This window comes from Streptomyces tuirus (assembly GCF_014701095.1).
In the GTDB taxonomy this organism is placed as follows: Bacteria; Actinomycetota; Actinomycetes; order Streptomycetales; family Streptomycetaceae; genus Streptomyces; species Streptomyces tuirus.
Genome location: NZ_AP023439.1, coordinates 5,777,435 through 5,790,362 on the forward strand (window position 1 = coordinate 5,777,435; position 12,928 = coordinate 5,790,362).

A 12,928-nucleotide genomic window follows, 5' to 3' on the forward strand; every position below is an offset into this window, starting at 1 on the left:
AATCTCCGCCTCAGGTCGGGCACAAGTCCGGCCTCTCACGCGTTACGTGCGCTGAAGACACCGCAGACACCCAGAGGGGGAGAGCGACCATGGCCACCGATTACGACACTCCACGCAAGACCGACGACGACGTCGACTCGGACAGCCTCGAAGAGCTGAAGGCTCGGAGGAACGACAAGTCGGCCTCCGCCGTGGACGTCGACGAGTTCGAGGCGGCAGAAGGCCTCGAGCTGCCCGGAGCCGACCTCTCGAACGAGGAGCTGGCCGTCCGGGTGCTCCCGAAGCAGCAGGACGAGTTCACCTGCATGAGCTGCTTCCTGGTTCACCACCGCAGCCAGCTGGCCCGCGAGAAGAACGGTCAGCCGATCTGCCGCGACTGCGACTGAGGACGGGTCGGCCGTGACCGGCTCGACCCCTCCCTGGAAGCGCCGCTTCTCCAAGCGGAAAGCGGACGAAGGGCCGGTGGACGGCCCGCGGTACGGCGCGCGTGACGACGAGCGAGGCTCCACCGGTACAGGGGCGGCCTCGCTCGAACCGGCAGGCCGGGGTGACCTCCCGGCGTCCGTGGACGTCCCCGCACCCGTCGCGAGACGGCGGGCGGGGGCGATCCGGGAGCGGGCCAGGGAAGGCGCCCGCAAGGGCGGCGACCGGGCCCGGGCCGGACTCGCCTATCTCGCCGACCGCATCATCGAGCTGGCCCCGCGCGTGCCCGTACGGGACCTGGCGACGCTGCGCAGACAGTTCCCGGGCCTCGGACCCGAGGAGCTCGCGGACAAGCTCGTGGCAGGCGCCGCGCACGCGACGGCCACGGTCGGAGCCGGTGTCGGCGCGGCCGCGATGCTCCCCGTGCCCCCGGCGATGCCGACGGAACTGGCCGCCGAGGTCACCGGCGTCGCGGCGATCGAGCTGAAGCTGATCGCCGAACTCCACGAGGTGTACGGCGTACGGCCGCCCGGCAACCTCAAACAGCGCAGCACCGCGTACCTCGACTCCTGGTCGGGGGAGCGCGGGATCGACGCGACCAAGCCGTCGACGCTCAGCGTGGCGCTGAACAGCCGCATGAAGCGCGAACTGCGCCAGCGGATCATGAAGCGCATGGTCCGCGGCATGCCGAACCTGATGCCGTTCCTGGTGGGCGCCGCCGTGGGAGCGGTCATGAACCGCGGCGAGACGAGAAAGCTCGCCGGCCGGATCCGCCGGGACCTGCGCAAGATCCAGGTGCCCTGGGAGGCCCTCGAGGCGCTCCCCGCCCTGGAACGTCCGGCGGACGCCCTGGAGATGGGCGAGATCACCGAAGACCCCCTGGGCCGCCACGAAGGTCACCGGCCCGACGGCGGACACGGCGGGTAGCGCGGCGACGACGGACCCGCCGGCAGTACGGCGACGGGCGCTGAGACCTGCCGTCCGTCGCACGGCGGCCGGGTGACATCCCGCGCGGGTGTGCTACGCCGGTGTCTGCGTCCGCAGCGCCTGCGCCAGTCGCTCCGGCTCGCGCGTGGACAGGTACAGATACGGCGTCGGGTCCTGCGGGTCCGTGACCTCCACGCGCAGGGCCGTGGGGATGTACGCGCGCAGCAGGAGGAAGGCGCGCGGATCGGCCTTGTGGGTGCGCCAGGCACGGGCCTCCTCCGCGTCCAGCACCTCCGCCTCGCCCAGCGCCATCAGCGGGATCTTGGCCTCGCCCGCGATCAGAGAGTCCCCGACCACCCGGATGCGGACCGAGCCGTAGGAACTCGCGGCGACGGCCGCGACCGCGGTGCCCCCGGCGAGGCCGCCGAGCATCGGCAGCGTGCCGAACGGGAGCAGGACCAGGGCCATCGAGACGCCCACGAGGAACGAGATCAGCCACCAGGTCCGCGGGGCGGTGAGGCGTTCTTCGTACGGGGCGGCGGAGAGCTGCATGAGGCCAAGCTTGACACGGTGTCGGGAAGGGGCCGACGCGCGGGTAAGGTCTCCGCCTGTGAGTGGTACTTCCGCAGCTCTTCAGCCTCCGGCCGACGCCGTGCAACCGGTGCGACACCCGGACGCACCCGCGCCCGGCGAGCTCCTCGGCGCGCACTACGGCCAGTGCTTCGGCTGTGGCGGCGAGCAGCCGCACGGGCTGCACCTGGAGGCCCGGGCCGGCGAGGGCGTGTCGCTCACCGCCGAGTTCACCGTGCAGCCCGCCCATCAGGGCGCCCCGGGCCTCGCGCACGGTGGCGTGCTGACCTCCGCCCTGGACGAGACCCTCGGCTCGCTGAACTGGCTGCTGCGCACGATCGCGGTGACCGGGCGGCTGGAGACCGACTTCGTACGGCCCGTGCCCGTCGGCACCACGCTGTACCTGGAGGCGGAGGTGACGGCGGTCGCCGGGCGGAAGATCTACTCCAGCGCGACCGGACGCGTCGGCGGCCCCGACGGGCCCGTCGCGGTGCGCGCGGACGCGCTCTTCATCGAGGTGAAGGTCGACCACTTCGTCGACCACGGCCGCCAGGAGGAGATCCAGGCCGCCATGAGCGACCCGGACCAGGTCCGGCGCGCTCGCGCCTTCGAGGTGAACCCGTGAGCCCGATCGGACGCGTGAGCGCCACCGGTCCCATCGGGCCCGACAGCACCACGAGCGTCGGCAGCACCACCAGCCCCGACGGCGGCATCACCAGCCCCGTGAGCCCCGAGAACCCCATGACTCCCACGAGCCCCGCGAGCAGGCCGCCGCTGGACGTGCTGATCCGGCGAGTCGATCCGGACGTACCGCTTCCGTCGTATGCGCAGCCCGGTGACGCCGGAGCCGATCTGCGCACCACCGAGGCGTGCCAACTGGAGCCGGGCGAGCGGGCCGTGCTGCCCACGGGAGTGTCTGTGGCGCTGCCGGAGGGGTACGCGGCCTTCGTGCACCCGCGGTCCGGCCTGGCCGCCCGCTGCGGCGTCGCCCTGGTGAATGCCCCGGGGACGGTTGATGCCGGGTACCGTGGGGAGATCAAGGTGATCGTGGTGAATCTCGACCCGCGCGAGGCCGTGCGGTTCGAGCGCTTCGACCGGATTGCCCAACTGGTAGTCCAGCAGGTCGAGAAGGTTCGCTTCCAAGAGGTGGCAAAACTTCCCGACTCGGCGCGGGCCGAGGGGGGCTTCGGATCCACCGGAGGCCATGCGGCGGTGGACGGGACGAGCGGCACAAGCGGTCAGGCCGCCATGGGCGGTCAGGCGGGTGGGAATCGATACGCTTCGGTCGTATCCGACCGGGAAGGACAGTGACGTGTTCGGACGTCGCAAGAAGAGGGATGCCGCCGAGGACGCGGCCGGCGAGGCCGAGCAGGTCGTCGACGGTGTCGACACTGAGGCGGACGAAGAGCGCGAGCGCCTGAGGCTCGAGCCCGCGCCGCGCCCCGACGGACCCTGGGACGCCTCGGAGGTCCGTGACCCGGGCGAGGGCCGGGTCGACCTGGGCGGCCTGTTCGTGCCGGGCGTCGACGGCATGGAGCTCAGGGTCGAGGTCGCGGGCGACGCGATCGTCGCGGCCACGGTCGTGCTGCGCGACAGTGCCATCCAGCTCCAGGGCTTCGCCGCCCCCAAGCGCGAGGGCATCTGGGGCGAGGTGCGCGAGGAGATCGGCACCGGCATCACCCAGCAGGGCGGCATTGTCGACGAGGTCGAGGGGCCGCTGGGCTGGGAGCTGCGCGCCCAGGTGCCCGTACAGCTGCCGGACGGCACCGGCGGCTTCCAGGTCGTGCGGTTCGTCGGTGTGGACGGCCCCCGCTGGTTCCTGCGCGGGGTCATCTCGGGCCAGGGCGCGGTGCAGCCGCAGGCCGCCGGGCTGCTCGAGCAGATCTTCCGGGACACGGTCGTGGTCCGCGGCGAGGGCCCCATGGCGCCCCGCGACCCGATCGTCCTGAAGCTGCCGAACGACGCCCAGATGGTCCCCGAGGGCGTCCAGCAGGAAGAGGGCTCCCGTTTCGCCGGCGGAATGGGCCAGCTCCAGCGCGGACCGGAGATCACCGAGGTCCGCTGACCCCGCAGAGACACCAGGGCCGTACTCCACCGGGGGTGCGGCCCTTTGTCGTGCGCGGAACCTTGACGACGCATTGGTCTGTACCTACCGTCTCCGTCCAACGCGTCTGTTCATAAAGGCGCTTCACGTTCACATACGAGAACGGAAGGCCCCCCACGTATGCGCAGAACCGCTCTCCTCGCGGCCTCGGCCGTCCTCGTCGCCGGTCTCCTCGCCTGGCCCGCCGATGCCGCTCCCAGCGCCCCCGCCGCCTTCGCCCATCCCGGAGTCACCGTCTCCAAGAGCCAGTTGGACTTCACCCGGTCCAAGGTCAACGCCGGCGCCCAGCCCTGGAAGGGCGCCTTCGACCAGATGATGGCGAGCAAGTACGCCGACCTGAACCGCACGCCCAAGCCCCGGGCGGTCGTCGAATGCGGCTCGTACTCCAACCCCAACCTCGGCTGCACCGACGAGCGCGAGGACGCGATCGCCGCCTACACCCACGCCCTCGCCTGGTACCTCACCCGCGACGAACGGCACGCCCGCAAGGCCATCGAGCTGATGGACGCCTGGTCCGCCGTCATCAGGGACCACACCAACAGCAACGCACCCCTGCAGACCGGCTGGGCCGGCTCCTCCTGGCCGAAGGCCGCCGAGATCATCAGGTACACGTACACCGGCACCTGGGCGAACTCCGGCCGCTTCGCCACCATGCTCCGCACCGTCTACCTGCCCGAGATCATCAACGGCTCGAACTCCAACGGCAACTGGGAGCTGTCGATGATGGAGGCCGCCGTCGGCATCTCCGTCTTCCTGGAGGACAAGGCGTCCTACGACAAGGCCATGGCGAAGTTCCGCACGCGCACGGCCGCCTACGTCTACCTGGAGTCCGACGGCGCGCTGCCGAAGACCGTGCCGAGCCAGAACCTCAACACCCGGGAGAAGGTCGTCACGTACTGGCAGGGCCAGTCGACCTTCGTCAACGGACTCAGCCAGGAGACCTGCCGCGACTTCACCCACACCGGCTACGGCCTCTCGGCCATCTCGCACGTCGCCGAGACCAGCCGCATCCAGGGCCAGGATCTCTACGGCACCGACGTGGGCGAGAGGCTGCGGCACGGGCTCGGCTTCCACGCCAAGTACCAGCTCGGCGCCGGTGCCGAGGGCTGGCTGTGCGGCGGCTCGCTCAAGCTCGGGCTCGGGCCGGTGACCGAGGTCGGCCACAACGCCCTGGCCCACCGTCTCGGGCACGCCATGACCAACACCGCGACGCTGACCCAGCGCGGCCGTCCCGCGGGCAGCAACAACCTCTTCGTCGCCTGGGAAACCCTCACGCACGGCGACAACCCCGCCTGACCTCCCGGCCGACCGGGCGCCGGGCGGGAACCCCGGCGCCCGGTCCACCCGGCCCGGCCGCGTCAGAGTTCCGTCAAAGTGCGCCCCGCAGCCGGGCCGGGAGCCCGAACCCCGTGCCTGCCGGCCGTAGGGTCGACGCTGCGCAGTCGGCACACCACCGGAAGACAATGGGGCCATGGCACGCGGCGAGCTTCGGATCCACCTGGGTGCGGCACCGGGCGTCGGCAAGACCTACGCGATGCTCTCCGAGGCACACCGCCGCGTCGGGCGGGGCACGGACTGCGTGGTGGGCTTCGTGGAGCTCCACGGACGGCCCCGCACCGAGGTGCTGCTGCACGGCCTGGAGCAAGTGCCGCGCCGGGAGCTGGAGTACCGCGGCGGCGTCTTCCCCGAGATGGACCTCGACGCCGTCCTCGCGCGCCGCCCCCAGGTCGCCCTGGTGGACGAACTCGCCCACACGAACGTCCCCGGCGCCCGCAACGCCAAGCGCTGGCAGGACGTGGAGGAGCTGCTCGCCGCGGGCATCGACGTGGTCTCGACCGTCAACATCCAGCACCTGGAGTCCCTCGGCGACGTCGTCGAGTCGATCACCGGGGTGCGGCAGCAGGAGACCGTGCCGGACGAGGTGGTGCGCCGGGCCGACCAGGTCGAGCTGGTCGACATGACGCCCGAGGCGCTGCGGCGGCGGATGGCGCACGGCAACATCTACCAGCCCGACAAGGTCGACGCCGCCCTGTCGAACCACTTCCGCCCCGGCAACCTGACCGCCCTGCGCGAGCTGGCACTGCTGTGGGTGGCCGACCGGGTCGACGCCCACCTCACGCGGTACCGCAGCGAACACCGGGTGTCGGCGATCTGGGGCTCGCGCGAGCGGATCGTCGTCGGCCTGACCGGCGGGCCCGAGGGCCGCACGCTGATCCGCCGGGGCGCCCGGCTGGCCGAGAAGGGCGCCGGTGGTGAGGTGCTGGCCGTCTACATAGCCCGCAGCGACGGGCTGACCTCGGCCTCGCCCAAGGAACTGGCACTGCAGCGAACCCTGGTCGAGGATCTTGGCGGAACGTTCCACCATGTCGTGGGCGACGACATACCCGCCGCACTGCTCGCCTTCGCCCGCGGTGCGAACGCCACCCAGATCGTGCTCGGCTCCTCCCGCCGCAAGACGTGGCAGTACGTCTTCGGCCCCGGGGTCGGCGCGACGGTCGCCCGGGAGTCCGGGCCCGACCTCGACGTGCACATCGTCACCCACGACGAGGTCGCCAAGGGACGCGGACTGCCGGTGGCCCGGGGCGCGCGTCTCGGGCGCTCCCGGCGGGTGTGGGGCTGGATCGCCGGTGTCGCCGGCCCGCCGCTCCTCGCGGTGCTGCTCAACGCCGTCGACCTCGGCCTCGCCAACGACATGCTGCTGTTCCTGGCGCTGACGGTGGCGGCGGCGCTGCTCGGGGGGCTGCTGCCCGCCCTGGCCTCGGCGGCGATGGGCTCCCTGCTGCTGAACTACTTCTACACACCGCCCCTGCACCGGTGGACCATCGCCGACCCGAAGAACATCGTCGCCATCGTGATCTTCGTGGCGGTCGGCGTGGCGGTGGCCTCCGTGGTCGACCTCGCCGCCCGCCGCACCCACCAGGCCGCCCGGCTGCGGGCCGAGTCCGAGATCCTCGCCTTCCTCGCCGGCAACGTGCTGCGCGGCGAGACCGGCCTGGAGGACCTGCTGGAACGGGTCCGGGAGACCTTCGGCATGGAGTCCGCGGCCCTGCTGGAACGGGCCGGCGACGTCGAGCCGTGGACCTGCGCCGGGCGTGTCGGCCGGGGACGTCCCGTCGGGCGGCCCGACCAGGCCGACGTGGACATACCCGTCGGGGACCACATGGCCCTGGCGCTGACCGGCCGTGTGCTGCCCGCCGAGGACCGCCGGGTGCTGGCCGCCTTCGCCGCCCAGGCCGCCGTCGTCCTGGACCGCCGCCGGCTCCAGGAGGAGGCCGGCCGGGCCCGCACGCTCGCCGAGGGCAACCGCATCCGTACGGCCCTGCTGGCCGCCGTCAGCCACGATCTGCGGACGCCCCTGGCCGGCATCAAGGCGGCCGTGACCTCCCTGCGCTCCGAGGACGTCGAGTGGTCCGAGGAGGACCGCGCCGAGCTGCTGAAGGGCATCGAGGAGGGCGCCGACCGCCTCGACCACCTAGTCGGGAACCTCCTCGACATGTCCCGGCTCCAGACCGGCACCGTCACCCCGCTGATCCGCGAGATCGACCTCGACGAGGTGGTGCCGATGGCGCTCGGCGGCGTCCCCGAGGGCAGCGCGGGCCTGGACGTGCCCGAGACGCTGCCCATGGTCGCCGTCGACCCCGGGCTGCTGGAGCGGGCGGTGGCCAACCTCGTCGAGAACGCCGTGAAGTACAGTCCGCCCGGCGCGCCCGTGCTGGTCGCCGCCAGCGCGCTGGCCGACCGGGTCGAGGTGCGGGTGGTCGACCGGGGCCCGGGCGTCCCGGACGAGGCCAAGGAACGCATCTTCGAGCCCTTCCAGCGCCACGGCGACGCCCCGCGCGGTGCGGGCGTCGGACTGGGGCTCGCGGTGGCGCGCGGCTTCGCCGAGGCCATGGGCGGCACCCTGAACGCCGAGGACACCCCCGGCGGCGGTCTCACCATGGTCCTCACCCTCCGCGCGGCGGGAACCCGCCCGGAGCTCCACCCCGCGGCAGAACCGGAAAGGCAGGCCTCATGACCCGCGTCCTCGTGGTCGACGACGAGCCGCAGATCGTGCGCGCCCTCGTGATCAACCTCAAGGCACGCACCTACGAGGTCGACGCGGCCCATGACGGCGCCACCGCCCTGAAGCTCGCGGCCGCCCGCCACCCCGACGTGGTCGTCCTCGACCTCGGACTGCCCGACATGGACGGCGTCGAGGTGATCAGGGGGCTGCGCGGCTGGACCCGGGTGCCGATCCTGGTGCTGTCCGCCCGGCACTCCTCCGACGAGAAGGTCGAGGCACTGGACGCGGGCGCCGACGACTACGTCACCAAGCCGTTCGGCATGGACGAGCTGCTGGCGCGGCTGCGCGCCGCCGTCCGCCGGGCCGAACCGGCCGGTGGCGGCGAGGACGACGTGATCGTCGACACCGGCGAGTTCACCGTGGACCTGGCCGCGAAGAAGGTCAACCGGGCCGGCAGGGACGTACGGCTGACCCCCACCGAATGGCACCTGCTGGAGGTGCTCGTGCGCAACAGCGGCCGCCTGGTCGGGCAGAAGCAGCTGCTCCAGGAGGTGTGGGGTCCGTCGTACGGGACGGAGACCAACTATCTGCGTGTGTACATGGCGCAGTTGCGGCGGAAGCTGGAGGCGGATCCCTCGCATCCGAAGCACTTCGTCACCGAGCCGGGGAGGGGATATCGGTTCGAGAAGTGAGGGCATCGCCGGGGTGTCCGCCCGGGAAGTTGAGGCACATCGCGTGGGGAATCGGGCTCCTCGCCCTTCGTCAGCAGGCCCCGGTACGCTTCAGATATGAGTGCTGTTCCTCGTTCCGAAAAGCCGGTGGGCCGGTTCCGGCGCATGCTCGACCGGCTCTCCTCGTCGCAGGAGGACCTGGAGTCCGAGGAGCTGCGGGAGGACACCGAGACGGCCGGCTGCATCCGGATCGGAGACTGCCAGGACCGGCAGATAGTGACGGTTACTGGTACCTTGCGCACGGTCACCCTTCGGCCGCGCGCCGGAGTCCCGGCCCTGGAGGCCGAGCTGTTCGACGGCTCCGCCGCGCTGGACGTGGTGTGGCTCGGCAGGCGCTCCATCGTGGGGATAGAGCCGGGGCGCAAGCTGATCGCATCGGGCCGGATCTCTATGAGCCGGGGCCGCCGGGTGCTGTTCAACCCCAAGTACGAACTGAGACCCCTCGGACGGGAGTAGCCGGTGACGTCGCTCGACAAGCCGACCGAAGAGACATCTGCGGACGACGCCCGGGCGGTGACCGAGGCCGCCCTGTTCGAGGCGTTCGGCGGCGTGCGGGGCATGGTGGAGACGGTGGTTCCCGGTCTCCTCTTCGTCACCATCTACACGATCAACAAGGACCTGCACCTGTCGGCGATCGCGGCGCTGGCCGTGTCCATGGTGCTGGTCGTGGTCCGGCTGGTGATGAAGGACACCGTCAAGCACGCCTTCAGCGGTGTCTTCGGTGTGGCCTTCGGTGTCGTCTTCGCGATGATGACCGGCAACGCCAAGGACTTCTACCTGCCCGGCATGCTCTACACGCTGGGACTCGGCCTCGCCTACATCATCACCACCCTGTGCGGCGTGCCGCTGATCGGGCTGATCCTCGGCCCGGTCTTCAAGGAGAACCTCTCCTGGCGCACCCGGAACCCCGGCCGCAAGAAGGCGTACCAGAAGGCCAGCTACGCGTGGGGGGCCATCCTGCTCGCCAAGTGCGCGATCCTCTTCCCGCTGTACTGGTGGGCCGACACCACGCAGCTGGGCTGGGTCCTGGTCGCCCTGAAGATCCCGCCGTTCCTGCTCGCGGTGTATCTGACGTGGGTCTTCCTGGCGAAGGCGCCCGCGCCCATCGACGTGTTCGCGGAGATGGAGGCGGAGGAGAAGGCGGCCGAGGAGCGGGACCGGCAGGCCGCCGCCGCTCGGTCCGCCGAGCAGTGAGCCGCCACCGCCGAGCAGTGAGCAACCACCGCCGAGCAGTGGGCCGCCACCGTCGAGCAGTCGGCCTCCACTGCTGATCAGTGGGCCTCCACCGCTGACGGAGAGCCTTCACAGCTGACGGAAGGGGCGTCCCGAGTGCTCGGGACGCCCCTTTTCCGTTCGCTCCGCGACCGGCTCAGCCCGCCGCGTCGCGCCGCACCGACAGCAGGTCCTCCAGCTGCTCCTCACGGGCCTGGGCGGCCACGAAGAGCAGTTCGTCGCCGGCCTCCAGGGAGTCCTCCCGGGAGGGGGTCAGGACGCGGTTGCCGCGGATGATCGTCACCAGGGACGTGTCCTGCGGCCACTCGACGTCGCCGACCTGCGTGCCGGCCAGGGCCGACTCCTCCGGCAGGGTCAGCTCGACCAGGTTGGCGTCGCCGTGGCTGAAGCGGAGCAGGCGGACCAGGTCGCCCACGCTCACCGCCTCCTCGACCAGGGCCGACATCAGACGCGGGGTGGAGACGGCCACGTCCACGCCCCAGGACTCGTTGAACAACCACTCGTTCTTGGGGTTGTTCACCCGGGCGACGACGCGCGGGACGCCGTACTCCGTCTTCGCCAGCAGGGACACGACCAGGTTCACCTTGTCGTCGCCCGTCGCGGCGATCACGACGTTGCAGCGCTGCAGCGCCGCCTCGTCCAGGGACGTGATCTCGCAGGCGTCGGCGAGCAGCCACTCGGCCTGCGGGACGCGCTCGACCGAGATGGCGGTCGGCGCCTTGTCGATCAGCAGGATCTCGTGGCCGTTCTCCAGCAGTTCGCCCGCGATCGAGCGGCCGACGGCGCCGGCTCCGGCAATGGCGACCCTCATCAGTGACCGCCCTCCTCTTCGGGACCCTTGGCGAACGCCGCCTCGACCTTGTCGACCTCGTCGGTGCGCATCATCACGTGCACCAGGTCGCCCTCCTGCAGCACCGTCTGCGAGGTGGGCAGGACCGCCTCGCCGAGCCGGGTCAGGAACGCGACGCGCACGCCGGTCTCCTCCTGGATCCGGCTGATCTTGTGGCCGACCCAGGCGGTGGAGGTGTGCACCTCGGCGAGCTGGACGCCACCGGTGGGGTCGCGCCACAGCGGCTCGGCGCCGGAGGGGAGCAGACGGCGCAGCATCTGGTCGGCCGTCCAGCGGACCGTCGCGACGGTGGGGATGCCCAGGCGCTGGTAGACCTCCGCGCGGCGTGGGTCGTAGATGCGGGCGGCGACGTTCTCGATGCCGAACATCTCGCGGGCCACGCGCGCGGCGATGATGTTGGAGTTGTCACCGCTGGAGACGGCGGCGAAGGCGCCGGCCTCCTCGATGCCCGCCTCGCGCAGGGTGTCCTGGTCGAAGCCGACACCGGTGACCCGGCGGCCGCCGAACGAGGAGCCCAGCCGGCGGAAGGCGGTGGGGTCCTGGTCGACCACGGCGACCGTGTGACCCTGTTGCTCCAGGTTCTGGGCCAGTGCGGAACCCACCCTTCCGCACCCCATGATGACAATATGCATCGCGTCACACCGCGCTTCCTGCAGGCCCTCTGGCCTTCATGGATGTCGTGCTCATGTCTCTCTTTCGGCTCGCCAGGCATCACGTCGCGGCCTGCGTGCGGGCCGCCGGGCAACATCATGCCGGTGGAATCAGGCCATGATGCCCTCCGGGGGCGGTGCCGCGTTCGGCTGCCCGACTCCAACGTATCCGCAAAGTCGAGGGGGTTGCCGAGGGCCCTGCCGGGCCCCCGGCCGGGGGAGGAACTGCCATGAGCACCGAGATCGACGTCCTCGTGCTGGGCGGAGCGGGCGTGGACACGATCGTGCACGTGCCCGAGCTGCCCGTGCCGTTCGCGGACAGCCACATGATCCGGCCCGGGATCGTGACCCGCGCCGGCCAGAGCGGCGACTTCGTGGCCCTCGGAACGACCGCGCTGGGCCTGCGCACCCACCACCTCGACCTCCTCGGCGACGACCCCGAGGGCGACCTCGTCCGGGCGCTGCACCGGGAGCACGGCATCGGGCTCACCGCCGTCCCGCAGCCCCTCGGCACCAAACGCGCGGTCAACCTCGTCGGCCCCGACGGCAGGCGCTCGTCCCTCTACGACGCCACCCGGGCCGCCGGCACCGACCGGCTGCCCGGGGACGCGGTCCGCGCACTCGCGGCCGTCAGCCGGCACGCCCACGTCGTCATCACCCAGCCGTGTGCCCAGGCGCTGCCCGCCCTGCGCGAAGCGGGCCTCACGATCTCCACCGATCTGCACGACTGGGACGGCGCCAACCCCTACCACGAGCCCTTCGCCCACCAGGCCGACCTGGTCTTCCTGTCCAGCTCGGCCCTGACCGACCCGGAACGGACCATGCGGCGGATCACCGAGCGGGGCCGGGCCCGCGTCGTCGTCGCCACCGCCGGGGCGGACGGGGCGTACCTGCTGGCCGACGGGGAGCTCACCCACGTACCCGCCGCCGTGCCCCCGGCGCCGGTCGTCGACTCCAACGGCGCGGGCGACGCCTTCGCCGCCGGATTCCTCCACGCCTGGCTGGACGGTGCCCCACCCCGCCGCAGCGCCCTGCACGGCACCGTGGCCGGCGCCTACGCCTGCACGATCCCGTCGACCCGGGCCGCCGGTATCGGGCCGGAGGAGCTCCGTGCGGGGGTGGCGGAACTGGAGCGGCACGGTCCTCCCCGGCCTCCCGGCGGCTTTTAGCGCGCCCCCGGCGACACGTCCTTGCGGCGGCTGATGCTGCGCACGCTCGCCACCGTCAGGATTCCGAGGGCGACGAGGGTGGCCGCGGCGCCGATCAGCTGGGCGGGCGTGTGCATGGGACCTCCAGGGGCGGCGACGGCCGGGAAACGGACGGGGCTCAGTCATATAGGCATGCGAAGCGGATGACCTGCGGAATCCGCAGCCGCATGCGCCTGTGAATTCACCCGGAGAGCAGACGGAACGCCGATGAGGGGTGGCGGGTGGGCGA

The 12,928-nt window shown here is 71.8% G+C and carries 14 protein-coding genes; 11 read left to right on the plus strand and 3 right to left on the minus strand.

The genetic code is table 11. The features are described 5' to 3' along the window. Window positions 1-89: 89 nt before the first annotated feature. Both IGS69_RS26475 and IGS69_RS26480 read left to right on the plus strand, forming a co-directional pair. Window positions 90-386, plus strand: a complete 297-nt coding sequence (locus tag IGS69_RS26475; protein ID WP_003993510.1) for a DUF4193 domain-containing protein — start codon at window positions 90-92, stop codon at window positions 384-386. A gap of 13 nt (window positions 387-399) precedes the next feature. Further along, complete coding sequence (locus IGS69_RS26480; protein ID WP_190902983.1) at window positions 400-1,350, plus strand: hypothetical protein; 951 nt, start codon at window positions 400-402, stop codon at window positions 1,348-1,350. A 93-nt stretch (window positions 1,351-1,443) separates the two neighbouring features. On the opposite strand, the gene IGS69_RS26485 is transcribed toward IGS69_RS26480, so the two are convergent. Further along, complete coding sequence (locus tag IGS69_RS26485) at window positions 1,444-1,902, minus strand: DUF3093 domain-containing protein (RefSeq protein WP_190902984.1); 459 nt, start codon at window positions 1,900-1,902, stop codon at window positions 1,444-1,446. A gap of 58 nt (window positions 1,903-1,960) precedes the next feature. Between IGS69_RS26485 and IGS69_RS26490 the strand changes: the two genes are divergently transcribed. From IGS69_RS26490 to IGS69_RS26525, 8 genes are all read left to right on the plus strand, one after another. Next, entirely contained in the window at window positions 1,961-2,545 is a 585-nt protein-coding gene (locus tag IGS69_RS26490; protein WP_190902985.1) for a PaaI family thioesterase, read from the plus strand. A gap of 116 nt (window positions 2,546-2,661) precedes the next feature. Further along, window positions 2,662-3,231: a dUTP diphosphatase gene (gene dut / locus IGS69_RS26495; RefSeq protein WP_190904653.1), complete on the plus strand. Its 570-nt coding sequence runs from the start codon at window positions 2,662-2,664 to the stop codon at window positions 3,229-3,231. Window position 3,232: 1 nt separating this feature from the next. After that, window positions 3,233-3,985, plus strand: coding sequence for a DUF3710 domain-containing protein (locus IGS69_RS26500; protein WP_190902986.1), 753 nt, complete (start codon window positions 3,233-3,235; stop codon window positions 3,983-3,985). A 159-nt stretch (window positions 3,986-4,144) separates the two neighbouring features. Next, the gene (locus tag IGS69_RS26505) at window positions 4,145-5,320 is read left to right on the plus strand and encodes an alginate lyase family protein (RefSeq protein WP_190902987.1); all 1,176 of its coding nucleotides are present in this window, start codon (window positions 4,145-4,147) and stop codon (window positions 5,318-5,320) included. Between the two features lie 175 nt (window positions 5,321-5,495). Then, on the plus strand, window positions 5,496-8,039 hold the full coding sequence (locus tag IGS69_RS26510; protein WP_190902988.1) for a sensor histidine kinase: 2,544 nt from the start codon (window positions 5,496-5,498) through the stop codon (window positions 8,037-8,039). Beyond that, entirely contained in the window at window positions 8,036-8,719 is a 684-nt protein-coding gene (locus IGS69_RS26515) for a response regulator (RefSeq protein ID WP_190902989.1), read from the plus strand. Before IGS69_RS26510 ends, IGS69_RS26515 begins: the two co-directional genes overlap by 4 nt. A 96-nt stretch (window positions 8,720-8,815) precedes the next feature. After that, entirely contained in the window at window positions 8,816-9,214 is a 399-nt protein-coding gene (locus IGS69_RS26520) for an OB-fold nucleic acid binding domain-containing protein (protein ID WP_104781211.1), read from the plus strand. A gap of 3 nt (window positions 9,215-9,217) precedes the next feature. Continuing rightward, the gene (locus IGS69_RS26525) at window positions 9,218-9,952 is read left to right on the plus strand and encodes a DUF3159 domain-containing protein (protein WP_190902990.1); all 735 of its coding nucleotides are present in this window, start codon (window positions 9,218-9,220) and stop codon (window positions 9,950-9,952) included. 175 nt (window positions 9,953-10,127) lie between these two features. Here the strand turns inward: IGS69_RS26525 and IGS69_RS26530 are convergent, their stop codons facing one another. Beyond that, the gene (locus tag IGS69_RS26530; protein WP_190902991.1) at window positions 10,128-10,802 is read right to left on the minus strand and encodes a potassium channel family protein; all 675 of its coding nucleotides are present in this window, start codon (window positions 10,800-10,802) and stop codon (window positions 10,128-10,130) included. Next, window positions 10,802-11,473, minus strand: coding sequence for a potassium channel family protein (locus IGS69_RS26535; RefSeq protein WP_094053911.1), 672 nt, complete (start codon window positions 11,471-11,473; stop codon window positions 10,802-10,804). The genes IGS69_RS26530 and IGS69_RS26535 overlap by 1 nt, the downstream gene beginning before the upstream one ends. A 248-nt stretch (window positions 11,474-11,721) precedes the next feature. Here IGS69_RS26535 and IGS69_RS26540 point away from each other — a divergent pair, with 248 nt between their 5' ends. After that, window positions 11,722-12,660 (plus strand): adenosine kinase, encoded by a 939-nt coding sequence (locus IGS69_RS26540; protein WP_190902992.1) that lies wholly within the window; start codon window positions 11,722-11,724, stop codon window positions 12,658-12,660. Window positions 12,661-12,928 lie beyond the last annotated feature (268 nt).